Origin of the sequence: Planococcus donghaensis, assembly GCF_001687665.2 — a bacterium.
Taxonomy (GTDB): domain Bacteria; phylum Bacillota; class Bacilli; order Bacillales_A; family Planococcaceae; genus Planococcus; species Planococcus donghaensis.
Genome location: NZ_CP016543.2, coordinates 1,919,093 through 1,943,796, shown reverse-complemented (window position 1 = coordinate 1,943,796; position 24,704 = coordinate 1,919,093). Strand labels below are relative to the sequence as shown.

The window sequence follows — 24,704 nt, the reverse complement described above, 5'->3', positions numbered from 1 at the left end:
GTGGTTGGGATATGAAACAACCTAATCGATTACAAACGTGGATTGAGCAGGGGAATGTTACCATTTCCCAGCTTTTTTTTCAGTTTTACAAAGAACTGAAGATTACAGATGAAGAGGCAATGCTGCTCATGCACATTCAAGCATTTCAACAAACAGGAAACCAGTTTCCGACACCTGATGAAGTGGGCGAACGTATGATGACTTCTCAAAAAAGCGTCACAACCATGTTACAAAAACTAATGCAACAAGGCTATTTGTCAATTGAACAAACAACGGAACAAGATGTTTTGACAGAAGTTATTTCTTTACAACCTTTATGGGATCGCTTGTTGGACTGTGTTTACAAAGAACAACATGAGATAAAAGAAAATACACAAAAAGAGTTGGAAGGGGAAATCTTCCAATTGTTTGAACAAGAATTTGGACGTTTTTTATCTCCAATGGAAATCGAGACCATTTCGATGTGGATGGACCAAGATGGTCATACCCCTGATGTCATTCGAATGGCGCTCAAAGAAGCGGTTATCGCTCAGAAGTTAAGTTTACGTTATGTAGACCGAATCTTATTTGAGTGGAAAAAGAAAAATATCAAAACCTCTACACAAGTAACCAACCATGCAAGTTCATTTAGGGAAAAAAATATTCGGATTCAGCCGACTGAAAATGCTGTGAAAAAAGTTCAATTTTATAATTGGTTGGAAGACCGTAATTAGAAGGTGAAATAGATGATGTCTAAAAAAGAATGGTTGGCTTGTCTAGAAGAAATGGATCTTATGTTCCCGGATGCTCATTGTGAATTGGTTCACCGCAATCCGTTTGATTTGTTAATTGCGACGCTTTTATCTGCACAATGTACAGATAAACTCGTCAACCGAGTGACGGCTGACTTGTTCCAAAAATATCACAAACCAGAGGATTACGTGGCTGTGTCTTTAGAAGAATTGCAACAAGATATCCGCTCGATCGGCTTGTTTCGCAATAAGGCTAAAAATATTCAAGCGCTCAGTCGAATCTTAATCGATGAACACAATAGTGTCGTGCCAGCGGACCGAGACTTATTAATGACGCTCCCTGGAGTGGGACGGAAGACTGCAAATGTGGTCGTCTCTGTTGCTTTTGGAATTCCAGCTTTAGCTGTAGATACTCATGTTGAACGGGTCGCAAAGCGTTTAGGTTTGAGTCGTTGGAAAGATAATCCGCTTCAAGTAGAAGAAACGATTATGAAAAAAACCCCTGCAGACGATTGGTCGAAGACGCATCATCAAATTATTTTTTTCGGGCGCTATCATTGCAAATCACAAAATCCGGGCTGCCATATTTGTCCGCTTTTTGATCGATGCCGAGAAGGGCAAAAACGTGAGAAAAAAGGACTTGTTAAACGTGAAACGGTCACTGAAGTTAACTAAAGAACAACTTGAGCCTTATTTTTTGGAATGGGAATGCAATTCAGCCCAATTGGCTGAATTGCATAAGCAGCGCAATAAAGCTGCGGAACTTACGAAAGACGGTTTAACGATTTATAAAAAACTTTTAACGCATTGTCGGCAAGCATTACAAGATGATGGATTTGAACCGTTAAATGGCTCAGAGCGTTTAGCATTTATTGAGTCCTCACCTGGTACTTATGCGGCTTATCGGCAGTTAAGTGAATTGTTTAGAGAACTTAAAAAAATGATTGCTAGAAAACGAATTGAATTCAAGCATTTAAATGAATCATAGAAAAGCCCCGAATGCTTAGCATTCGGGGCTTTTGATGTTTAGTTTTTGTTTTCGTCTTTGGTACCTTCATCATTTTTGTTATCTTTTTCTTTATCCTTATCCTGATCTTTATCAGAATTACCGCTACTGTTTGCAGAAGGAGTTTCACTTTCTTCTTCTTCAGTTGGGTCTTCTGGTACGTCGATAGGGTCTTCCTCAACAGCAGGCTCTTCTTCGACTGCTGGTTCTTCTTCAGCAGGCTCTTCTTCAACCGGTTCCTCAGGTTCTTCTTCAACGGGTTCTTCTTCAACCGGCTCTTCCTGTTCTTCAGGTTCTTCTTCCGGCTCTTCTTCTGGTTCCTCAGGAGCGGCAGCCACTTCAACAGTTGTCGATGCTGGATCACTGCGCTGAGTATCATTAACTGCTACAACACTAAAAGTATAAGTTTTTCCTTCTTCTAGTCCATTATAAGTATAGGATTTACTGGACGAAGTCGTAAGCACTGAACGAGCTCCATCAACTTCTACAGAAACTTCAAATGCCACATCTTTGTCACTTGAATCCCAAGAAAGTTGAGCTGAATGGTCTTCAACTTTTGCTCGTAAACCACTAGGTGTTTTTAAGTCTTCAACTACGTAACGTTGCGATACTGCATTCGGTTCAGTACCACGTGCAAACAATTCCGAACTTCTCATATTATAAGGTGTAAAAGCACTAGCCAATTTTAATGGTTCTGATCCCACTTCAATTACTTGTTCTGTAACGGATTCAGGCTGTTCAAAGCGTGCCGTTTCAGGGGAAGAGATTTGAGACATTACATTTTTAAACAAACGCTGAGCGAGTAGACGTTCATCTGATGCTGTGTCAATAGGTGTTTTCCGATTAGCGTAGCCACTCCAAACAGAGATTGAGTAGTCTGTTGTATAACCCGCAAACCAAACATCTGGTGTAGAACTATCATCTAATCCGAATTCTTCGAGATTTTCAACAGAATAGTTAGTGGTTCCGGTTTTACCAGCCATGTCCAATCCATTAATTGCTACTTCTTTACCTGTAGATCCTGGTGTATCTAAATCGACAACGTCTCTAAGCATATCGGTTATCATATATGCGGTGCTGTCTTTCATAGCTTGCACAGGTTCAGGTGCAACAATTTGTTCGGTAGAACCATCACGGAAAACAATCTTTTTAATCGTGTGAGGCTTAGTGAAAGATCCTTCGTTACCAAAAGCAGCAAAGGCTCCAGCCATTTCAACTGTTGAAATATTTTTTTCCGGTGAGCCTAGGGCAGCAGATTCATAAACATTTCCAAAATCGAGTCCCAATTTCTGAGTAAACTCTTCAGCGTTTTCCATTCCTACTTCCTGCAAAGTTTTAACTGCAGGAATATTACGTGAGCGGTAAAGTGCTTCACGAATAGTCATCGTACCTAAAAATTCTCCATCGACATTGCGTATTTCTTGGTCATTGTCTTCGTAAGAATAAGGCTCATCTACAACAGTTTGGCCAGTAGACCAACCTAAGTATTCGATTGCAGGGCCATAATCTAGTAATGGTTTTATCGTTGATCCTATTGGGCGATCTTTTGAAGTAGCAAAGTTATGACGAATGTCACCCGTATAATCACGAGCAGCACCAATTGCACTAATGCCCCCCGTTTCAGTATCCACTACCGTCATAGCAGATTGGACTTCTTCATCAAAGAACAAATCAGAAGCCATTGCTTCATTTACTTTTTCTTGAACGTATGGTTCAAGAGTTGTGTAGATTTTCAAGCCTTCATCTAGTGAGTAATCGCCATCTAAAGCTTCAAGTTCATCTTCGACCATTTCCATGAACGCTGTATATTCAGCATTTGGAATTTGTTGCTGACGATTTTCTTCAGCTACTAACGAATCGTCAAGAGAAGCTGCTCTTGCTTGTTCTTTTTCTTCTGTAGTGATTTTGCCATGTTGCTCCATTAAACCTAAAACAACATTGCGGCGTTCTACAGCGCGATCTGGGTTTTTAAAAGGGTTATATCCATTCGGACTTTGAGGCATTCCAGCCAACAATGCAGTTTCTGCTAAGGTTAATTCTTCTAAAGGTTTCCCATAAAAATATTCAGATGCTGTGCCAAAACCATAAATATTACCAGACATCAAAATCTTGTTGAAATACATCTCGAAGATTTCTTCTTTTTCGTATTCTTGTTCTAATTGATAAGCTAAATATGCTTCTTGAGCTTTTCGTTTTAAGGTTTTATCATTTGTTAAAAATGAATTTTTGATAACTTGTTGGGTAATTGTACTAGCCCCTTGGGAACCAAAGCCACCTGTAATATTGGCAATAACAGCGCCGCCTAAACGAATAACATCGATTCCCGAATGTTCATAAAATCGGTTATCTTCAGTAGCTAAAATTGCGGCTTCCATTGTTTTAGGGATATCTTCGTAATTTACATACTCTCGATTTTCGGAAGTGATATAAGGGATTTCAGTTTCGCCATCCGCTGCATAGAAAGTCGGACTGATTGGATCGCGTAGCAACTCTTCGTCAATTTCTGGTGCACTGCTTGCATAATAAGCAAACATTGAGGCACCGAATACAACGCCAGCCAACCCTATAATGATCATCGCCAGAACGATGCGTTTAATCCATAGGAATACAGGGGATTTCTTTTTCTTTTTATTGTTGGTTTTCTTTTGGCGTTCGATTGCTTTACGGCGTTCTTCACGCGAAATTTGTTTGTCGCTCAAGTTCGGTTCCTCACTTTCGTATACATACTGTTGCTTAAAGCTTGTTTAAAAGAGGTAAATAGTCAATTCGTGGAAATGCGCCAGGTGTAATTTCAAAGGAAGTTTCTTCGATTTCTTGTAAGGTAATCGATTTTCTTCCACCTGTCATCATTCGGTTCCAAAAAACCTCAAGTTCGTTAAATGGCATGATGAAATACCGCTGCCAAGAAGAAAAGCGGATAATCATAAACGCTGTTCCATTTTGTTTAACCACTTTAGACATGTGATGAATTTGATGATCATGAATATTCTTCAATGGAAATGAGGTTTTGTTTTGTGTTTCTTTCGCTTCAAAGTCAACATACCGACCGTTCCAAACACCGTTATAATCGGTAGTAGAAGGAGCTTGGAAATAGGCCTCTCGAATAACTGCAGCACTTCTAGAAGGATACTCCACTTTAACAATTTGGAGAGGTACTGGCTTTTTGTGAATAACAGCTAATCCCAGTTGAAGATAATAATCATTGGTTTCATTTAATTCGTCCTCTAATGTCTTACCCCGATTGCTAAAGGATAAATCCTTTTTCTTTTTAGGGTTTGCTGTTTGTTTGGCAGGTTGATCTTTCGGCGGAATAAATTTTTTTCCGTTCGGGTAATTGATTGCCATTGTGATACACCTCGCTTACTCTATCATATCACAAGCTTTTAGACGACTGATAAGATGAAAGGTTTCAACAATTCAAAACCTGTCTACTCGCTTTACACTCTTTTAAGAAATCAGCTTAAGATATTCTTATAATAGCTGATTTTTTTAGCTAGTCAAAGAGTAAGGAATGTCTGTTCGATAAAGTCGTGTCAATTTAGTGGATATGATAAACTAAAAGCAATGGAGGGAATGCAAAATGACAGTAAGAGAACTCTCTTCTACATTATATGATGAATGTGGAAAATGCTTAGACCGCTTTTACGAAATGCGTGAAATGGACGCGGTCCCTGATTTTTATGAAGACGTTAAACCATACGCCGATATTTGGCACGCTAAAATAAATGAGTGGCAAAAAGAGTCACTAATCTATATTCAACAAGAACGACCAAAATATGTGCACAAACCGCAAATCGATACAGCGGCAGAAGGCATGACCCAATTTTTTGTTCAAAGTTTTTATAAAGAAACGAGCAAAAAGCGCTTTATCCAAACGATTCAAGCAGCACAATATACATTGCAAACATTTATTATGGCTATAGATGAAAAGAGCAAAACGCATGATTAGACGAAAAACATTACCAGCTTTAATGGAAGAATGGAAAACAGAACCGGATATGATGGAACGAATTGTCCATTGGCATACAAGACAAGAAAAACCAGCACAATATGCTGATTTTCCACCAGAAATGCATGCGAGCTTAAAAGCTGCTCTTCGTAAAAAAGGAATTGAGCAACTTTATACGCATCAGCGTGAAGCGTTCGACTTAGCAACAGCGGGAAACTCGTTTACTGCCGTGACGCCAACCGCTTCAGGTAAATCGTATTGCTATCATTTACCTGTCTTACACAAAATCTTAAACGATCCGGGGGCACGCGCACTTTATCTGTTCCCGACAAAAGCATTAGCCCAAGATCAAAAAAGTGATTTGCACGATTTGATCGAAAAAACGGAAGAAGCTATTTTGTCTTACACATATGACGGTGATACGTCACCAGCTATTCGGACAAAAGTGCGTAAAGCAGGACAGATTGTTATGACCAATCCAGATATGTTGCATTCAGCGATCTTGCCACATCACACAAAATGGGTGTCTCTTTTTGAGAACCTTCATTATATAGTCATTGATGAGCTGCATACGTATAAAGGAATATTCGGCACGCACGTAGCTCACGTAATTCGTAGACTAAAACGGATTTGCGAGTTTTATGGCAGCAACCCGGTCTTTATTTGTACATCAGCGACCATCGCCAACCCTAAAGAACTGGCGGAAAACTTAACAAATAGCACCCACAAGTTAATTGACCAAAACGGTGCGCCATCTGGAAAAAAACACATTGTGTTTTACAACCCGCCAATTATTCACCCGACGTTTGGTGTTAGAAGAAGTGCGATTTTAGAAGTTCGTGATTTAGCGACGCATTTGATCAAAAACGGCATACAAACCATTGTCTTTGCAAAAAGTCGGGTGCGTGTAGAGATGCTGGTCACGTATTTGCAAGCTATTACCAAAATGAAACTGCAAGACGACTCGATTAAAGGATACCGAGGAGGCTATTTGCCGACAGAACGACGTGCCATTGAAAAAGGACTTCGTGATGGCTCGATTCAATGTGTCGTATCTACCAATGCGTTGGAACTTGGTGTAGACATTGGTCAATTGCAAGCATGTATCATGACAGGGTATCCTGGGAATATTGCCAGTGCTTGGCAACAAGCAGGACGCGCTGGTCGTCGTCAAGACGAATCGCTGGTTATTTATGTTGCACAATCCACTGCACTCGATCAATACATTATCAATCACCCAGAATATCTGTTAGACCAATCGCCTGAAGAAGCACGCATTCATCCAGAAAACATTATTATTTTAATGGACCATTTGAAATGTGCTTCTTTTGAATTGCCGTTTAGAACTGATGATCAGTATGGTGAATTCGAAGTGCAAGAACTTCTCGAATATTTACAAGAAGAAGGGGTGCTTGTCCGGACTTCAGATCGCTGGCACTGGATGAGCGACCGTTTCCCAGCGCATGATATTTCTTTGCGTTCAGCGTCACAAGAAAATGTGGTGATCATCGATCAATCGGTTCCAGCTGATACGCGTGTAATCGGTGAAATGGACCGCTTTAGCGCTATGACCTTATTGCATGAAGAAGCAATCTACTTGCATCAAGGCACACAATTTCAAGTGGAAATTTTGGATTGGGAAGAAAAGAAAGCTTATGTCAGAGAAGTAGATGTGGATTATTTCACAGATGCCAATTTAGCAGTCGAATTAAAAGTAATGAGCGAAGACAAAGACAAAAAGATGAACAAATCCGAAGTTTTTTATGGAGACATTGCAGTTCTTGCGATGCCAACCATATTCAAGAAAATACGGTTTGATTCGCACGACAATATTGGTTCGGGCCCCATATCCTTGCCAGCAGAAGAACTTCATACGTCTTCGACGTGGCTAAGCTTTTCAAAGCCAGAAGATTTTTCAGAGGCAGAGCTCTCGGACACTATGACCGGTGCAGCTTACGCGATCGAGTCGTTTATCCCGATATTTGTCCAATGTGATCGCCGAGATGTTCACGTAGTGCCACAAGTAAAATCGCCGCATAACGATATGCCAACATTTTTTATCCACGATTCTTATCCTGGTGGTATTGGGATTAGCGAACGAATATACGATTTGTGGAAACCATTACTCGATAAAGCGCAACAACATGTGTCTGAATGTCCGTGTTTAGATGGATGCCCCGCGTGCATCGGTGCACAAGATGCCGCTATTAGTATGAAGAGCCATGTTATCCGGCTTTTAGATGATCTTCGCAAAGAGGGGTGAAGCACCATGTCGTTTGAAAGCAAACTTCTTCAAATGAAAGGCATGCTAAAAAACAAGCCCACTAAAAAACAACAATCAAAACGAGCTGAGCGTCCACTTCATGAAGAAAAGTGGAAAGAGATTGGACTTGAACTTGTTGAAAATAAATTCGGCTTTGTTTTTCAAAAGAAAATCACTTATCCGTTTACGACTCGTCATGGGTCAGTCCTACTTAGTGAACTAGATCCAGTATTAGAAGCATGGGGAAAAACCGATTTTGATCACCCATTTAAACTAGATGCACAAGACCCACTTGTGTTTTTTGATACGGAAACAACTGGATTAAGTGGAACTGGGGCGTACATTTTTTTAATTGGAATATTAGTGAAAAAGAGCGATCATTTTGAAATGATGCAATACATTATGCCAGATCCTTCTCATGAAGCGGCATTTCTATACGAAACAGGATTATGGAAAGCAGATGATCCGATTATCTTCTCTTATAACGGGAAAAGCTTTGATTGGCCGCAACTAACTTCGCGGTGGACGATGCATCGACAAGATTTGCCGAAATTACCCGTACCACGTCAAATCGATTTGTTTCATGGCACAAAACGCATATGGAAAAATGAGTTGGCGCGGATGAAGTTGAGCACGATCGAAGAAGAAAAGCTTGGATTTGTGCGTCATGGCGATGTACCGGGCTACTTAATCCCGGCTATTTACTTAGATGCTGTAAAAAGCGGTTTTCCCGAAGGATTGTCAAAAGTTCTTTATCACAATGAATTAGACATTTTATCACTGGTTTCGTTGTATGTGCTGTCTTCTAATTTGTTGATGGAAGACATGGAATCTGAAACAAGTGGAGCTTATACGAATATCGGGAAATGGTATGCGGACTTAAAACAATTTGACCAAAGTGCAGCTTATTTAGAGCATGTAACGAACGATCGAGGAGCCTCATCCGCATTGGCTCGTTATTTACTTGCCATTCAGAAAAAACGTGCTGGTCAACATGAAGTGGCCGTCAAACTTTTTAAAGAAGCAGCCCCGCATTTGCGTGGAAGTATCGAAGTAGAAGCTTGGATTCATGCTGCAAAACTTTACGAGCATCAATTGCGAGACTTAAACCAAGCCGCTATAATGGCAGGGTTTGCAAAAGAGGCTAGTGAACACACAAATGTTCGTCAATCACTTGTGTCAGATATTAACAAAAGACAAGCTCGATTGGACGAGAAAAAGCGAAAAAAAAACCTTCAAGTTCAAGAAGACTAAACACGAAAAATGTGCCGTATGCTATACTTAACAAAAGGTAGTTTTTTATGGAAGGACGATTAAAATGGACAATAAATTTACATCTAAGGATATACTAGAAAAAGATTTCAAAACAGCGATGCGCGGTTACAACCAAGATGAAGTCGATCATTTCCTAGACGAAGTTATCCAGGATTATGAAGCTTTCACCAAACGAATCGAGCAACTTCAAAATGAAAACCAACGTTTACGTGCGGAGTTAGAAAACTCTCCTAAAAAGCAAGCAACACCGGCACCTGGTACAACGAATTTTGATATTTTGCGTCGTCTGTCGCATTTAGAAAACCATGTATTTGGAAATAAGCTAGACAATAACTAAAATCATTGTTTTCTATAGGTAAATAGCGTATACTAAATAAGCCATTTGAAATTCTGGCAATCGCTCTGGCGTTTTCGCTGGAGAGGAAAGTCCATGCTCGCACGGTTCTGAGATGACCGTAGTGATCGCGCTCAGTGAAACAATAAGCTGAGGCAGCTAGAAATAGCTGACGGCGGGTAGAACGCCTAAGTCTTCGGATATGGCCGAAATACCCTGAAGGTGCCACAGTGACGGAGCTGTATAAGAAATTATACAGGTGGAACGAGGTAAACCCCGTGAGCGAGAAACCCAAATTATGGTAGGGGCACTTTTCTGAAGGAAATGAACTGATGAAGAGGCAGGTGCAAACTTGCAGATAGATGGTTGCTGTCCACTAGTACAAGGTGTAAGCCGTTTGAGTACGTGGAAACAAAACATGGCTTATAGAATTTCACATGGTCTTAAAATGCTTATTAAAGGCTCTCCTGTCGGGGAGCTTTTCTTCATATTATGATATAAATAAACAAGTTAGACTGATATAATTTAATCTTTTGAGTAAGCATTAGGCGTTTATATCTAGTGCTAAGCAATTTCTTAATTTATTTTAATAGTATCAGTATGAAAATTAGAAGAAAAGCGAAAGGCGGCGACTCCAGCGGGATAGCGAGACAGCCGAGACCCCGCAAGGAGCAGAGCGACTGAGGAGGCTTGGCGCCCGCCCGCAGGAAAGCGTCCGCCTACAGCGATTTCTGTAATACGTATTTAATTTTAAAAATCTAACGATTAAACGAACACTGAAAGCTGAAATAGTGAATAACTAGAGAGGGAGTCATTATGACAACATTTAAATTGCTCGCAACAGCCGCAATGGGACTTGAGTCGATTGTCGCTAACGAAGTAAAAGAATTAGGGTATGAAACAGAAACAGAGAACGGCAAAGTATTTTTTGAAGGAAACGAGCGAGATATTGCGAAGGCCAATTTATGGTTACGCACAGCTGACCGTGTCAAAATTATCGCCGGTGAATTTAATGCCTATACGTTTGACGAATTGTTTGAACGCACAAAAGAAATCGAATGGGAAAAATACCTTCCAGTAGATGCTGAATTTCCGGTACAAGGAAAATCAGTTAAATCGACACTACACAGTGTGCCAAACTGTCAATCTATCGTTAAAAAAGCAATTGTGGAACGTTTGAAAAAAGCCTATCACCGCAATTCGTTTTTAGATGAAACGGGACCACGTTTTAAAATTGAAGTATCGATTTTAAAAGACAAAGTTCAATTATCAATCGATACGAGCGGAGCAGGATTGCATAAGCGCGGCTATCGTCTAGATCAAGGGGAAGCGCCATTAAAAGAAACACTTGCAGCGGCTCTTGTGAAATTATCTAGATGGACCCCAGACCGTCCGTTCGTAGATCCTTTCTGTGGATCTGGGACCATCGCAATTGAAGCGGCGATGATCGGTCAAAACTTAGCACCTGGCTACAACCGTGATTTCGATAGCGAGGAATGGCCATGGATGGGACAAAAACTGTGGGATGAAGTTCGCGAAGAAGCAGAAGAATTAGCGAATTATGATCAGCCACTGAATATTTTAGGCACAGACATTGACCACCGCATGCTGAAAGTCGCTGAAGAAAATGCGCGTGAAGCTGGCTTTGCAGACTTAATCCAATTTGAACAACGTCAAGTTAAGGATTTTGTGGCAACTGAAGAAAACGGCGTTGTTGTAGGGAACCCACCATACGGCGAACGTATAGGTGAAATTGAAATCATTGAAGAAATGATTGCTGATATGGGTCGTGTATTTGCGAAACACCCAACTTGGTCAGTTTACATGCTGTCATCGATGGGGCGTTTTGAAACACTTTACGGACAACCAGCTACGAAAAAACGCAAACTCTTTAACGGATTTATCCGTACGGATCTTTTCCAATTCTGGGGAGAACGTTCTAAAAAATAAATGAGACGAAACGGAAGGGCACAGGCTCTTCCGTTTCTCTGTGAGGAGAGTATTATGAGACAACCACTACCATTTGCGTTATCAAAAGATAAAACTTTCTTTGAATCACTCAATGATTGGATTGGCGATGTATTTTACGACGAACTACCTGAAAAAGGCTATGATCTTCGCGATGAACAAATTTTTATGTCTTTTCAAATCGAACAGGCATTAAAAGAAAAATCGGTTTTGTTTGCTGAAGCAGGAGTTGGAACTGGGAAAACGATGGCGTACTTGTTACCGGCTATCGCTTATGCTCGTTACACGGGGAAGCCTGCACTTATTTCATGTGCGGATGAAACATTGATTGAACAATTGGTTAAAAAAGGCGGCGACGTTGACCGTTTAAATGAGTTGTTTGATTTGAATTTGGATGTTCGTTTGGCAAAGTCACGCGATCAATATTTATGTCTTCAGCGTTTAGAAGGCGCCAAAAAACGAATCGACGAAGACTTTGTATTTGATATTGAAGACAGCTTACCGGAATTTGTTAACAAAACATTTTCCATGCAAAATACGTATCCTTACGGAGAGCGTTCGAGCTATCCAGAAGTAACAGATGAAGAATGGCAACAAGTTAATTACCACCCCATTCAAAACTGCAATGCTTGTGAATTGAGAAACAAATGCGGACAAACCATTCACCGCAATCATTACCGCCAAGCGACAGACTTAGTGATTTGTTCGCACGATTTTCTGATGGAACATATTTGGACAAAAGAAACGCGTAAACGCGAAGGGCAAACACCACTGCTTCCTGAATTCTCTCAAATTGTATTAGATGAAGGACATTTACTAGAGTTTGCAGCACAACGTGCATTAACGTACGAAGTGCAAGAAAGCACATTGCAAGATGTGACAGAAAGCATTCTTTCAGATGGTATGCGTGAAAAGACGTTAAATATGATCGAGCAAACAATCGATCTTCACAATGAATTTTTCCGTTTGTTACGCATTCATACAGTGAAAAGTGATGAAGACCGTAAAGCCATTACAAAAGATCCTGAATTGGTCAAAGTCGGCAATATGCTCGTTCGTCACATTGATTTAATGCTAGAGGAATTTGTTTTTGAAGGCGAGCTTTTCACCATTCCTGAATACGAATTGCGTTTAGCAGAAGAGTATTTCGAACAATACACATTCTCAATGCGCTTGTTTGTAGAAGAAGGCGACGCAGTAACTTGGCTAGAAATTAAAGATGAAATAGAGACGCTTGTAATTATGCCACGCTTAGTTACAGACATATTAGATGAAAAATTATTTGATGGAAAAATTCCAATCACGTTTTCTTCGGCTACATTATCTATTCAAAAAGATTTCACGTACTTGTCAGATAGCCTAGGAATTGATAAATTCCAATCATTCTCAGTGCCATCTCCATTTGAATATGAAGATGTGATGAAAATCTTTAAGCATCCTTTAGAACAACAACAAAAATTTGAGCGCGTCTACGACTTGTTTAGCACAGGAGATCAAACACTTGTGTTGTTCACGTCAAAAGTAGACATGGACAATTTCAAAAAGTCACTCCCACTAGATCACCAATATGCCATTGAGTTTGAAGGAGACCGCGAATTATCAACGGTCGTCAAAGAATTTCAACAAGGGAAATTCCAAATTTTATGTTCGTATCACTTATGGGAAGGGTTGGATTTACCAGGGGAAGCATTAACAAAAGTAATTATTGTTGATTTGCCGTTCCCACCGAAAGATCCTGTATTTGATGCAAAACGTAAATTTAGTAACAACCCATTAGAAGAAATCGATTTGCCTTTCATGCAACTTCGCATTCAACAAGGAATTGGGCGGTTGATCCGAACTTCAAAAGATTATGGGGAAATTCATTTATTGGTGAACGAAGAAGAACTGCGCGTTGAACATTTATGGGAAACCATATTACCAGTACCTGCTGAAAATTTTTAAGCGAGCTGTAAGGCTATGATACAATGGTCTCATTAAGCATAGGGGGGATTTAGTTGTCACTTGAAAAACGTTTTACAGAACACTTCAGTAAAATCAGAGGCTATAAAGAAGCCATTGCCTTATTGTATTGGGATTTGCGTACAGGTGCTCCAAAAAACGGAGTGGAACTTCGCTCTGCAACCATTGGAACCTTATCTAGTGAACTTTTTAAATTATCGACTTCAGATGAATTTGGTGAATTGCTTTCTTCATTAGAAGCCCAACAGGAAACGATAGATCCTTACATTCGTCGCTCTGTAGAAGAAGCGCGAAAAGAATACAATTTAAGCAAAAAAGTTCCACCAGAAGAATACAAAGAATTTGTCATTTTAAAATCGAAAGCTGAGTCGGTATGGGAAATAGCTAAACGAGATTCGGATTTCTCGCTGTTTCTTCCTTACTTAGAAGAATTGGTCAGCACAACGAAGAAAATGGTTGGTTATTGGGGAGAGAAAAACGGCAGTACGTACAATACGCTGCTCGATCAATACGAACCTGACATGACCACAGAAATTTTAGATGATGTGTTTGGCAAGCTCCGTGAACGGATTGTGCCATTGGTACAAAAAATTGCAGAATCGCCTAATAAACCAGAAACCGCATTTTTGTATGACCATTTTCCAAAGCAAGCACAGCAAGATTTCAGCCGAGAAATGTTGGAGCAACTTGGCTATAGTTTTGAAGCAGGTAGACTAGACGAAACTGTACATCCGTTTATGATTTCAATCAACCGTCAAGACATTCGTGTGACGACTAAGTATGATGAAAGTGATTTTCGCACAGCGGTATTTGGCACAATTCACGAAGGTGGACACGCGATGTATGAGCAAAATCTAGGAGACAATCTAGCGGGATTGCCGATAGAAACAGGTGCTTCGATGGGGATACATGAATCACAGTCGTTGTTTTGTGAAAACTTTATCGGACGCAATGAACATTTTTGGCAGAAAAACTTTGATTTGTTGAAAGAGTACGCTCCTGATCAATTTGCTTCTGTTGAATTGGTGGATTACGTACGCGCAATTAATGAATCTAAACCATCCTTAATTCGCATTGAAGCAGACGAATTGTCGTATGCATTGCATATTATGGTACGTTACGAGCTTGAAAAAGGATTGTTTAATGGAGACTTGAAAGTTAGTGATTTGCCGCAGTTGTGGAACGATAAATACGAGGAGTATTTAGGAGTCCGTCCGTCCAACGATGCAGAAGGTGTCTTACAAGATGTTCATTGGGCAGGCGCAAGCTTCGGGTATTTCCCATCATACGCACTTGGCTATATGTATGCCGCACAATTCAAAAACGCTATGCTAAAAGAGTTGCCAAATTACGACGAATTGTTGGCAGAGCGGAACATCACTCCAATTCGCGAGTGGCTAACGAAGAACATTCATCAGTTTGGCGCTTTTAAAAAGCCTATGGATATTTTAAAAGATGTTACTGGAGAAGGTCTGAATCCAGATTACTTAGCGGACTACCTAGAAGAGAAGTATACGAAAATTTATCAACTAAACGAGTAAGCAGAAACCGCCGTGGTAGTCACGGCGGTTTTAATTTATAAACAAAGTCTTATTAAATTGAATAGTGATATACATTTTTCAACTAGGCTGGCCACTTGGCTTTCCACGGAATCAGTTTCTATCGCTTTGCTGCTCTCAATGTAGTCTTAGTGACAAATTCAGTTAGAAGCTTCCTACTTTTATTAAAGTGAGTTAACCAAATTAACTTCCTAATAATGATGATCTTACTAATACATATTATTTCCTCACTCAAGGATCTGGAGCACCAAGCGGCGACTCCTGCGGAAGAACGGAGTGATGAGACCCCGCAGGAGTTTGCGACGAGGAGGCTCAGCGCTTCGTCCGCGGAAAGCGTCCGTTTGGGGCGGAAGATCCTTTAAAAAAGCGATTAAAGATTTTATGAGTATAAATATTTTCAGTAGTTTATAGAACAGGACAAATAGTGAATGTTGTGACTATAATAAAAATGGAGGCGATTATACATGTTGAAATCATTTAGTTTAGAAAACAAGACGGCTATCGTAACCGGTGCCGGCAAAGGAATTGGCAAAGCAATCGCAATGGCGCTTGCAGAAGCAGGGGCCAATGTCATGTTAGTAGCAAGAACCGAATCAGACTTGCAGCAAACACAACAAGACATAAACAATGATCGAACAACTTACATAACAGCAGATATTACAAAGCGCAGCGACATTCAAGCAGCAATCGATAAAACAGTGGACCATTTTGGAGCGCTTGATATTTTAGTGAATAACGCAGGGATGAATATCCGGTCGTCATTAGCCGATGCGAATGACGCCGAGTGGCATCAAATTATGGATACGAACGCACAAAGCGTCTTTATGTTTTCACAAGAAGCGGTGAAAAAAATGGCAAGTGGCAGTTCGATTATTAACATTAGCTCGGTTGGAGGCGATCGCGCATTAAAAACAGGTGTGATTTATGCGGCGTCTAAAGCGGCAATTATTCAAATGACAAAAGTTATGGCAATGGAATGGGGACCAAAAAACATTCGCGTCAATGCGATTGGACCGTGGTACTTTAAAACTCCGTTAACAGAAAAGATTTTAAGTGATCCTGAATACTTAGATTCGATTCTTGCAGTGACCCCGATGAAGCGTGTTGGAGAATTACCTGAAGTGGCGTCACCTGTTGTGTTTTTAGCTTCAGATGCAGCAAGTTATATTACCGGACAGACACTTTTTGTCGATGGTGGGATGTCGATTCACGGATTTTCATAAGAAACGCAACATCCTTCTCAAATTTGGGAAGGATGTTTTTCGTCGACCCATAAAAATGATATGATAGAGAGCAGTAAGCGGAGAAGGAGATTTCGAAATGACAGTTGTTGATCATAAACAAGAATTACTTGAAACGGCACATCTCTACAAGATCTTCAAAGACAATGAAGACACAGAGCGTGAAGCCAAAGCGCATTTATTTGCAAAAAAGATTTTAAAAAATAATTTCATTATTGGCTTTGCCGGACATTTTTCATCTGGGAAGTCATCTATGATCAACGCATTGACGGGCGAGACCTTGTTGCCATCTAGTCCGATTCCAACGAGTGCGAATATCGTCAATGTCCAAAAAGCAGATACGGATTTCGCCATTGTCAATATGCGCAATGAAAAACCGGTTTACTTTCCAGAGAATTACGATTTTAACGCGGTGAAGGAATTTTGTAAAAATGGTGATGTGACGCAAATCGACATCGGACACCAGGCATCGGTATTGCCAAGTGGCATTACGGTCATGGATACACCGGGAGTCGATTCCACGGATGATGCGCACCGTATGTCAACCGAGTCAGCTCTTCACGTAGCGGATATGGTATTTTATGTAATGGATTATAACCATGTTCAGTCAGAATTGAATTTTAATTTCACGAAAGAATTGCAAAAATACACCGAGCTGTATTTAATCGTCAACCAAATTGATAAGCATCAAAGCAGTGAAATGAGCTTTGAAGATTTTCAACAATCAGTCCATGATTCATTCGCGGCATGGGGCGTCGTTCCAAAAGGCATTTTCTTTACGTCATTAAAGGATTTTGATTTTCCGGGTAATGATTTTGACCAAGTGAAAAGTCTCGTTTCGTCGACGATGAAAAACTGGAAAGGTCATATGGGTTCAGCTTCTGAATCTGCCTTGAGTCAGTTAAAAGACGAGCACATCAACTATTTAGAAGATGAAAAACAAGAATGTTTACAAGCATTTTCAAGTGTTCTGGAGCCGGAAGAGTGGGAAATGCGCGAGGATTTAAAAAAGGAAAATGCGTTAGTTTCTCGTAGAATGTCTGTTCAGGATTTTGAAAATTGGCAGGCCAAGTTTGAAAAAAGCCGGAAAGAACTACTAGAAAACTCGAATATTATGCCGTACGAATTGCGAAATGCATTAACAAGTTACTTGGAATCGGTTCAGCCGAATTTTAAAGTGGGATTGCTATTTAGTGGCAAAAAAACACAAGAAGAACGACAAAAACGGCAACAAGAAGTGGACGAACGTTTTCAAACGACCGTATCTTCTCAAATTACCAATCACTTAAAAAAATTGATGAAATCTTCGTTAAAAGATGCTGGTTTGTTAACAGATGATGAATCGTTATCTATAGATGACATGACTTTCAATGTGCCATTTTCAGTTGTAGAAGAGCAAATTCCGACAGGCGCTTCTGTGACAGGAGACGCGGTATTGAATTTCGCCAATAGCATTTCTACAGGTGTGCAGCGCTGGTTTATCCGGGAGACGGATGGCTGGAAAAAAGCACAAGAAGAAAAGTTTGAAGGTTTAACAGATGACGCTACAACAGAAATTGATATGAAAGCCCAAACTTTGTCTCAAAAAATGCTAGCAATCCAAACGCTTGAAGAAATGGAAAGCAAAATCGACAAAGTAAAAAAATCTTATTCGGCGATGTTGCCAAAACAAAAAACAGCAGCGGAAGAAAAAGTCGACCAATGGCTAAGTGAATTTGAAGTTTCTATAGAAGAAATGACTGAATTTGATCCAGCAATGCTTGAAAAAGATGAGAAAAAACAACAAGAGCAAGAACAACAGGTGCATTCTATGGAAGTGGCATCATTTGATGAAGTAGCTGTACTCGAACGGGCCACTCGTACTGCAGAAGTTATTGACCCAATCAAAGGATTTGCGGAAACTGCAGCTTATTTAAAACGAAAAGCAGGTCGTTTAGAAGGACAAGAATTCACCATTGCGTTGTTTGGCGCTTTTAGTGCAGGGAAATCGTCATTTTCGAATGCATTGATGGGAGAAACGGTATTACCTGTTTCCCCAAACCCAACTACGGCAACCATTAACCGAATTCGTCCAGTAAGTGAGCAACATCCACATGAAACAGCAGATGTTCGCTTAAAAACGCGTTCGCAAATGACAGAAGATGTTCAAAATTCTTTCCAAGCTTTAGGCGTTCAAGTCACTTCACTAGAAGATGCTTTTGAAAAGTCATCAAAACTACCAGAAAATACGCCAACAGAACAACAAGTTCATAAATCGTTTATCACCGCCTTTAACAAAGGCTATCCAGATTTCAAAGACCGTTTAGGCGAAACCCTTCGGACCAATCGTGAAGAATTTGGCTTGTATGTGGCAAAAGAAGAAAAAAGTTGTTTTGTTGATGAAATTGATTTTTATTACGATTGCGAATTAACGCGAAATGGCGTTACGCTTGTGGATACTCCAGGAGCGGATTCGATAAATGCGAGACACACGAATGTTGCTTTTGAGTATATTCGTAACGCGGATGCCATTCTATTTATCACCTACTACAACCATGCCTTTGCACGTGCTGACCGAGAATTCCTGATTCAGCTTGGTCGAGTAAAAGATGCATTTGAAATGGATAAAATGTTCTTTGTTGTCAATGCAATAGATCTTGCTAATGACGAAGAAGAAAAAAATGCGGTTGTTACGTATGTACAAGATGAGCTGCGGCGTTTTGGCATTCGTTTCCCACGCTTGTTTGGTGTTTCAAGTTTATTAGCGCTGAAAGACCGAGAACATTCGGGTATGCCAGAATTTGAAGAAGCTTTTCAGCATTTCTTAAAAGAAGAGCTTAAAGGAATGGCTGTGCAATCGCTCGCAGAAGAAGAGCAAAAAGCAGTCGATCGCTTCCGCAGCTTGATTGAACACACCGAAAAGAACTTATTGCGTAAAGACGAGAGACTAGAAGAGCTTAAACTTCTTGAGCAGCAATTGCGTAAACTTTTCGGTGCATCTATTGCCAAGTTATTAGAACGCGAAGCTCTGCAAGAGTTGGATGAATTGTTGTACTACGTGAACCAACGCGTTTTTTATCGGTTTAATGACTTTTTCAAAGAAGCTTTTAATCCTTCGGTCTTTTCCAACAAATCAGCCCAACAAGCTTTGGATTCAGCCTTGCAAGATTTAAATGAAATGACAGGATTTGATTTTCAACAAGAGTTGCGCGTAACGAATTTCCGTCTTGCTCAGTTTATCGAAAAGAAATTAGATTCGCGCTTTAAAGAAGACACGAGCAAATTGAAAGAGCAAAATGCCGATTTCTCGTTTACACCTTACGAAGTGCAAGAAGCAGGATCTGTCGAAATTTCAAAACCGTTTGTAGATGCTGATTATTCGTCAGTTAAATCGTATTATAAAAACAATAAGAGCTTTTTCGAGAAAAACGAAAAAGAAAAAATGCGTGACGCGCTGCAAGAATTAATGGAGCCGGATGCGCTACGTTATTTAGAGCAAGAGAAAAAAGAATTAACCAACTGGGCAACGTTTTGGATTGAGCAAGAAGCAGAAGGGTTACGTCAACATATTCTACGTCAAGCTGTCGACCAGATTGATTCGGAACGTACCTTACTCCAACAATCCGAGAAACTAGCGCAATGGAAAGAGCTGTATTCAAATTTGATGGACGGAAGGGTGTAATCGATGTCAGTATTTATCGAAACAACGGATACCGAAAACCATAAATGGATTGATGCACGATTTGATTTAAAAGATTCTTCTGCTGGTAAGAAAATGTACGAAGAAGAGCATGTGGCAGGAGCTGTTTTTTGGGACTTAGAAAAGGATATGTCAGATATGACTGCCAGCGCAGGGCGGCATCCGATGCCTTCTGACGAACAACTAACGCAATTAGTTCGGTCAAGCGGCTTGAGCTTGGAGGATTCTATTGTCCTTTATGACCAAGGCGGTTCGCCTTATGCAGCGCGAGCTTGGTGGTTATTGAAATACGCAGGATTCCAACATGTTTACATCAGTCAACAAGGATTTGATGCATTAAAGCAGCGCGGTATTGCAGTGTCTAGTGATATTCCTACAATAGAAGCGTCTACTGTTACACCGAATTTTGTTCGGGATATCTTTGCAGATCAAGCCTATGTTAAGAAAGTCATTAGCGGTGACGAACTAGGTGTATTAGTCGATGCTCGTTCAGCAGCACGTTTTGCAGGTCTTGAAGAACCGATTGACCCAGTTGCTGGACGCATTCCAGGCGCACGTAATTTAGACTGGGCACAGTTTGTTTCAAAAGGAGAATTCCAGTTTACTGGAGATATTAGTACGGTCGTTCAAAAACACGAACCAACTGTTGTTTATTGCGGCAGTGGGGTTACGGCAGCAGCGCTTTATGCCATCATGGCTGAAAAAGGCTATGACCAGTTAAAACTTTACATGGGAAGTTTTTCTGACTGGATTACAGACGCTGAAAATGTTGTAGAGTTTGACCGAGGAGAACATCCTGAAGCAGCAGACGATCAAACAAAAGCGATTCTTGCAAAATTGATCGAAGAAGGCTATTCAGGTGAAATGTTGATGAAAAAATTCCAATATGAAAAATCATTATTAGAAGAAAAATAAAAAATTCCAACAGCAGAAATTGCTGTTGGAATTTTTTTAGGTTTTAAGGTCTGTATGACGTGACAACAACACACGGATAATTTGATGGTTTTCCATCTCACGAACTGTAATCGTATGGTGCGGCAATTCGACCGATTCACCTTCACCGATATCCGTATTTTTCAATTGAATCCATCCACCGATCGTATCAACGTCTTCGCTATCATCAAACTCGATGGCAAAACGATCTTCTAAATCAGATAAAAGTACCCGTCCATTCAATAAATAATTATTAATATCAACGGCTTTAATCTCATCGCGTTCATCTTCATCAAACTCGTCACGAATTTCTCCAACAATTTCTTCTAGAATATCTTCCATTGTAATGACACCAGCCGTTCCGCCGTATTCATCAACAACAATGGCCATATGAACATGTTCTTTTTGCATTTTCAATAACACATCTTGTATGGGTGCCATGTCATGAACAAATGGAATATCGTGAACGACGATGCTGTCATTTAAATCTTGTTGGTACGTGTAATTGGTCAGCATTTCTTTAACATTGATAAACCCGAGAATATCATCTTTGTCCCCTTTTTCAGTAACAGGGTAACGGGTATATTGATGATCACGGACAATCTCCATTAAATCGTCATGGCTCATCTCAAGTGAAATGGTCTCCATTTGTGTTCGTGGCAACATAATATCTTTTGCCAATCGTTCATCGAAAGAAAAAATGTTCTGCATATACGATAATTCCGTTTGATTGATTTCGCCGCTATGGTAGCTTTTTGTCATGATGATTTTCAATTCTTCTTCTGAGTGAGCTTGCTCATAAGCTGCGGGTTCGATACCGAATGCACGTAAAAGCAATCTTGCGGAGCCATTCATCAAATAGATAAACGGTGCGAAAATCAGCCCGAAAAAGTAAAGAGGGCGAGCAAAGACAAAAGCCATTTTCTCTGCATATTGAATGGCTAGCGTTTTAGGTGCCAATTCACCAATCACGACATGCAAAAAAGTAATCATGCTAAATGCGATAAAAAAAGAAAAAATCGATGCAGTCGGTTCTTCGATTCCAAAGTTTTCAAAGACCGGATACAAGAGCCGTTCTACAGTTGACTCACCTAGCCAACCAAGGCCAAGTGCTGTTACGGTAATCCCTAATTGGCAAGCAGATAAATAATAATCCAAATTGCCAATGATTTTCTTCGTCAAGTTGGCATTTTTATGCCCTTCTGAAACGAGTTGATCAATACGGGACATTCTGACACGAATAATTGAAAACTCCGATCCAACAAATAAAGCGGTCAGCCCGATTAAAAGCGCGACCATAAACAAATTGAGAATGAGTATACTGTCCAATTCGTCCCTCCGACTAGGAGGGTTCACCTCTGCTTTCTATAAGTAAAAACAGTATAACATAAATGAAAGTGCTTTTGCTTTAGGGAGGAATCATTGAAAATTCAATCTAAACGTATTGAATGCAAGAGCGATTAAACTTATGATGAGAAGAGAGAAAAGGAGTGGTTAGATGAAAGTGTTATGGCATGGGGGAACAATTTATACATTGGAAGCAGAAGGCGCGACTGCAGAAGCGGTTTTAGTGTCGGATGATCATATAGAAAAAATTGGGACATACAAAGATTTAAAACAATTTGCTGATAAAGAAATCGATTTGCAAGGAGCAACGATGTATCCAGGATTGGTCGATAGCCATATGCACATGATTGGCCATGGCGTAAAACTAATGCGTGTTGACCTATCTATCATTGAAAGCTCAGAAGAAATGCGCGAACAATTAATTGAATCCACAAAAGATCTGAAAAAAGACGATTGGTTTATTGGTGAAGGCTGGAATGAAAATAATTTTGCAGACCGTAAAATTTTCCACCGCAACGAACTAGATGAAATAAGCACGTCACCAATGTTGTTAAAACGAGTTTGCCGTCATGCGATTTTAGCAAACTCTAGCGCATTAGCATTAGCAGGTATTACTAAAGATAGTCCAGATCCTGAAGGTGGTTTAATCGTACGTGATGCGGACGGGGAACCAACCGGTTATTTGTTAGACGCTGCACAAGATTTGGTAGCCAGTCAAGTTCCTGAAGTAAGCGTAGATTATTTAACACGCGCTCTGCAAAAATCAGTGGATCATTTGTTATCGCTTGGATTAACGGGTGCTCACACAGAAGACATGGGCTATTACGGTCATTATTCACGACCACTCAATGCATTTAAAAATGTCATCGGAGACAAAGTGAAATTCCGTGCACATTTACTTAGAGCCCATATTGCTTTTGAAGAAATGATGGAAAATGCTTCTTACGCAGAACCATTTATCGATCCGGGTCCGATGAAAATTTTCGCAGATGGATCCATCGGCGGTCGTACTGCGCTTTTAAGCAAACCGTATAACGATGACCCATCTACTATTGGAGTTGCCATTCAATCAGACGAAGAACTAAAACGTCTTGTATCAATTGCCCGTAAACACGGCGAAGCAGTAGCGATTCACGTGATTGGGGATCTTGGTTTAGAAATGGCGCTAGATGCCATTGAAGCACATCCAGTGCCTCAAGGAAAGCGCGACCGTCTTATTCACACTATGGTCGTACGAGAAGATTTAGTCGCACGTATGCAACAAATAGATGTCGCATTAGATCTTCAGCCAAGCTTTGTCACATCTGACTTTCCATGGGTTGTGGAACGTCTCGGAGAAAATCGTTTGGAATGGTCTTATGTATGGAAGAAACTTTTAAATCACGGGCTGATTTGTGCAGGTGGGTCAGATGCGCCAATAGAAGAAGCAGACCCGCGTTTAGGAATTTATGCAGCTGTTACGCGCAGAAAACCTTATGAAACTCACGAAGGGTTTTTACCAGAAGAAAAACTGACACGCTTTGAAGCGATTCAATTGTATACAAGTGGAAGTGCCGCAGCAATTGGCAAAGAAAACGAGCGCGGCGTCATCCGTGAAGGTTTTGATGCGGACTTTACCATTTTCGATCGCGACTTATTTGCAGGGCCAGAAGAACAAATTTTAGAAGCGGAGCCCGTAATGACGGTTGTGGCAGGCGAAATTATGTACCAAAAAGGTGGGCAATAAAAAATGACTAAAGAAGCTTATATTATAACAGGAGCATCTAAAGGGATTGGGTTGGAATGGAGCAAACAACTTATCGAAAAAGGTCATCTAGTGATTGGCATTGCGCGCACACAACCAGAAAATTGGCCAGGTGAGCATTTTCTTTCAGTAGATTTAACTCAGCTCGAGGCTATTGAAAAAACAATGGAGCAAGCGTTAGGGCAACTGCCAACAGATATAGAACAAATTGTGTTGGTCAATAATGCAGGAACCATTGATCCCATTGGACTGGCTCATACAAACTCCACAGCAGAAGTTAGTCAAAGCATCATACTGAACTTGACCGCGCCTATGTTGCTATGCGGCGCATTTATCAATCAACTGAAAAATAGCCAAGCTAAAAAAAGAATTATCAATATATCGTCAGGAGCGGGTCGCCATGCTTACGAGGGATGGAGTGCCTACTGTGCAGGAAAAGCAGGACTCGATCATTTCAGCTCCTGCATCGATGCAGAAAACGAAGACGTTAAAGTCGTTTCTGTCGCACCAGGAATCATTGATACGGGCATGCAAGAAAAAATTCGCCAAAGCGATGCCACAGATTTCCCGCTCATTGAAAAGTTCTTGGACTACAAAGAAAGCGGATTACTCAGCAGTCCAGAAAAAACGGCACGATTGTTAATCGAGATGAATGAAAGAACAGATTTTAACGAATTGCCAACCATTTTAGACATACGTAACTTACCATGAGA

The 24,704-nt window shown here is 40.4% G+C and carries 18 protein-coding genes and 1 other RNA gene; 16 read left to right on the top strand and 3 right to left on the bottom strand.

The genetic code is table 11. From position 1 onward, the window contains the following. The first annotated feature begins 11 nt into the window (after positions 1 to 11). From BCM40_RS09765 to BCM40_RS09755, 3 genes are read left to right on the top strand one after another with little or no spacing between them, the layout of a single operon-like run. The gene (locus BCM40_RS09765) at positions 12 to 713 is read left to right on the top strand and encodes a DnaD domain-containing protein (RefSeq protein WP_065526082.1); all 702 of its coding nucleotides are present in this window, start codon (positions 12 to 14) and stop codon (positions 711 to 713) included. 12 nt (positions 714 to 725) lie between these two features. Then, the gene (gene nth / locus BCM40_RS09760) at positions 726 to 1,406 is read left to right on the top strand and encodes an endonuclease III (RefSeq protein WP_065526083.1); all 681 of its coding nucleotides are present in this window, start codon (positions 726 to 728) and stop codon (positions 1,404 to 1,406) included. After that, positions 1,381 to 1,719, top strand: coding sequence for a YpoC family protein (locus BCM40_RS09755; protein ID WP_065526084.1), 339 nt, complete (start codon positions 1,381 to 1,383; stop codon positions 1,717 to 1,719). The genes nth and BCM40_RS09755 overlap by 26 nt, the downstream gene beginning before the upstream one ends. A 38-nt stretch (positions 1,720 to 1,757) precedes the next feature. On the opposite strand, the gene BCM40_RS09750 is transcribed toward BCM40_RS09755, so the two are convergent. Both BCM40_RS09750 and recU read right to left on the bottom strand, forming a co-directional pair. Continuing rightward, on the bottom strand, positions 1,758 to 4,436 hold the full coding sequence (locus tag BCM40_RS09750; RefSeq protein ID WP_065526085.1) for a penicillin-binding protein 1A: 2,679 nt from the start codon (positions 4,434 to 4,436) through the stop codon (positions 1,758 to 1,760). Positions 4,437 to 4,470: 34 nt separating this feature from the next. Beyond that, on the bottom strand, positions 4,471 to 5,082 hold the full coding sequence (gene recU, locus BCM40_RS09745) for a Holliday junction resolvase RecU (protein ID WP_065526086.1): 612 nt from the start codon (positions 5,080 to 5,082) through the stop codon (positions 4,471 to 4,473). Between the two features lie 235 nt (positions 5,083 to 5,317). Between recU and BCM40_RS09740 the strand changes: the two genes are divergently transcribed. The 11 genes from BCM40_RS09740 (at position 5,318) to BCM40_RS09690 (ending at position 20,882) form a co-directional block, all read left to right on the top strand. Next, positions 5,318 to 5,686: a YppE family protein gene (locus tag BCM40_RS09740; protein ID WP_065526087.1), complete on the top strand. Its 369-nt coding sequence runs from the start codon at positions 5,318 to 5,320 to the stop codon at positions 5,684 to 5,686. After that, the gene (locus BCM40_RS09735) at positions 5,679 to 7,949 is read left to right on the top strand and encodes a DEAD/DEAH box helicase (RefSeq protein ID WP_065526088.1); all 2,271 of its coding nucleotides are present in this window, start codon (positions 5,679 to 5,681) and stop codon (positions 7,947 to 7,949) included. Before BCM40_RS09740 ends, BCM40_RS09735 begins: the two co-directional genes overlap by 8 nt. 6 nt (positions 7,950 to 7,955) lie before the next feature. Further along, positions 7,956 to 9,203 (top strand): ribonuclease H-like domain-containing protein, encoded by a 1,248-nt coding sequence (locus BCM40_RS09730; protein ID WP_065526089.1) that lies wholly within the window; start codon positions 7,956 to 7,958, stop codon positions 9,201 to 9,203. A 64-nt stretch (positions 9,204 to 9,267) separates the two neighbouring features. Beyond that, positions 9,268 to 9,561, top strand: coding sequence for a cell division regulator GpsB (gpsB, locus tag BCM40_RS09725; RefSeq protein WP_065526090.1), 294 nt, complete (start codon positions 9,268 to 9,270; stop codon positions 9,559 to 9,561). 48 nt (positions 9,562 to 9,609) lie between these two features. After that, positions 9,610 to 9,989: RNase P RNA component class B (gene rnpB / locus BCM40_RS09720), an RNA gene on the top strand. Positions 9,990 to 10,374: 385 nt separating this feature from the next. Continuing rightward, positions 10,375 to 11,508 carry a THUMP domain-containing class I SAM-dependent RNA methyltransferase gene (locus BCM40_RS09715; RefSeq protein ID WP_065526091.1) on the top strand — a complete coding sequence of 378 codons (1,134 nt, stop codon included), beginning with the start codon at positions 10,375 to 10,377 and terminating at the stop codon, positions 11,506 to 11,508. Positions 11,509 to 11,562: 54 nt separating this feature from the next. Then, the gene (locus BCM40_RS09710; protein WP_008431070.1) at positions 11,563 to 13,470 is read left to right on the top strand and encodes an ATP-dependent DNA helicase; all 1,908 of its coding nucleotides are present in this window, start codon (positions 11,563 to 11,565) and stop codon (positions 13,468 to 13,470) included. 53 nt (positions 13,471 to 13,523) lie between these two features. Beyond that, positions 13,524 to 15,029 carry a carboxypeptidase M32 gene (locus BCM40_RS09705; protein ID WP_065526092.1) on the top strand — a complete coding sequence of 502 codons (1,506 nt, stop codon included), beginning with the start codon at positions 13,524 to 13,526 and terminating at the stop codon, positions 15,027 to 15,029. Between the two features lie 482 nt (positions 15,030 to 15,511). Further along, positions 15,512 to 16,270 carry an SDR family NAD(P)-dependent oxidoreductase gene (locus BCM40_RS09700; RefSeq protein WP_065526093.1) on the top strand — a complete coding sequence of 253 codons (759 nt, stop codon included), beginning with the start codon at positions 15,512 to 15,514 and terminating at the stop codon, positions 16,268 to 16,270. A gap of 97 nt (positions 16,271 to 16,367) precedes the next feature. Next, positions 16,368 to 19,949, top strand: coding sequence for a dynamin family protein (locus tag BCM40_RS09695; RefSeq protein ID WP_065526094.1), 3,582 nt, complete (start codon positions 16,368 to 16,370; stop codon positions 19,947 to 19,949). 3 nt (positions 19,950 to 19,952) lie between these two features. Continuing rightward, a complete protein-coding gene (locus BCM40_RS09690; protein ID WP_065526095.1) occupies positions 19,953 to 20,882 on the top strand; it encodes a sulfurtransferase in 930 nt (309 codons plus the stop codon). 36 nt (positions 20,883 to 20,918) lie between these two features. Here BCM40_RS09690 and BCM40_RS09685 read toward each other — a convergent pair whose 3' ends face one another. Next, complete coding sequence (locus BCM40_RS09685; RefSeq protein WP_065526096.1) at positions 20,919 to 22,229, bottom strand: hemolysin family protein; 1,311 nt, start codon at positions 22,227 to 22,229, stop codon at positions 20,919 to 20,921. A 169-nt stretch (positions 22,230 to 22,398) separates the two neighbouring features. Here BCM40_RS09685 and BCM40_RS09680 point away from each other — a divergent pair, with 169 nt between their 5' ends. Together BCM40_RS09680 and BCM40_RS09675 are read left to right on the top strand one after the other, a co-directional pair. Next, positions 22,399 to 23,973, top strand: coding sequence for an amidohydrolase (locus BCM40_RS09680; protein ID WP_065526097.1), 1,575 nt, complete (start codon positions 22,399 to 22,401; stop codon positions 23,971 to 23,973). Positions 23,974 to 23,976: 3 nt separating this feature from the next. Then, positions 23,977 to 24,702 (top strand): SDR family NAD(P)-dependent oxidoreductase, encoded by a 726-nt coding sequence (locus BCM40_RS09675; RefSeq protein WP_065526098.1) that lies wholly within the window; start codon positions 23,977 to 23,979, stop codon positions 24,700 to 24,702. Positions 24,703 to 24,704: the final 2 nt, after the last annotated feature.

Bases quoted from the DNA above. Each gene is read 5' to 3' on its own strand.
- BCM40_RS09765 (WP_065526082.1), top strand. From the start codon at position 12: ATGAAACAACCTAATCGATTACAAACGTGGATTGAGCAGGGGAATGTT.
- BCM40_RS09730 (WP_065526089.1), top strand. From the start codon at position 7,956: ATGTCGTTTGAAAGCAAACTTCTTCAAATGAAAGGCATGCTAAAAAAC.
- BCM40_RS09690 (WP_065526095.1), top strand. From the start codon at position 19,953: ATGTCAGTATTTATCGAAACAACGGATACCGAAAACCATAAATGGATT.
- BCM40_RS09735 (WP_065526088.1), top strand. From the start codon at position 5,679: ATGATTAGACGAAAAACATTACCAGCTTTAATGGAAGAATGGAAAACA.
- BCM40_RS09680 (WP_065526097.1), top strand. From the start codon at position 22,399: ATGAAAGTGTTATGGCATGGGGGAACAATTTATACATTGGAAGCAGAA.
- BCM40_RS09710 (WP_008431070.1), top strand. From the start codon at position 11,563: ATGAGACAACCACTACCATTTGCGTTATCAAAAGATAAAACTTTCTTT.
- BCM40_RS09740 (WP_065526087.1), top strand. From the start codon at position 5,318: ATGACAGTAAGAGAACTCTCTTCTACATTATATGATGAATGTGGAAAA.
- gpsB (WP_065526090.1), top strand. From the start codon at position 9,268: ATGGACAATAAATTTACATCTAAGGATATACTAGAAAAAGATTTCAAA.
- recU (WP_065526086.1), bottom strand. From the start codon at position 5,082: ATGGCAATCAATTACCCGAACGGAAAAAAATTTATTCCGCCGAAAGAT.
- BCM40_RS09675 (WP_065526098.1), top strand. From the start codon at position 23,977: ATGACTAAAGAAGCTTATATTATAACAGGAGCATCTAAAGGGATTGGG.
- BCM40_RS09700 (WP_065526093.1), top strand. From the start codon at position 15,512: ATGTTGAAATCATTTAGTTTAGAAAACAAGACGGCTATCGTAACCGGT.
- BCM40_RS09715 (WP_065526091.1), top strand. From the start codon at position 10,375: ATGACAACATTTAAATTGCTCGCAACAGCCGCAATGGGACTTGAGTCG.
- BCM40_RS09695 (WP_065526094.1), top strand. From the start codon at position 16,368: ATGACAGTTGTTGATCATAAACAAGAATTACTTGAAACGGCACATCTC.
- nth (WP_065526083.1), top strand. From the start codon at position 726: ATGATGTCTAAAAAAGAATGGTTGGCTTGTCTAGAAGAAATGGATCTT.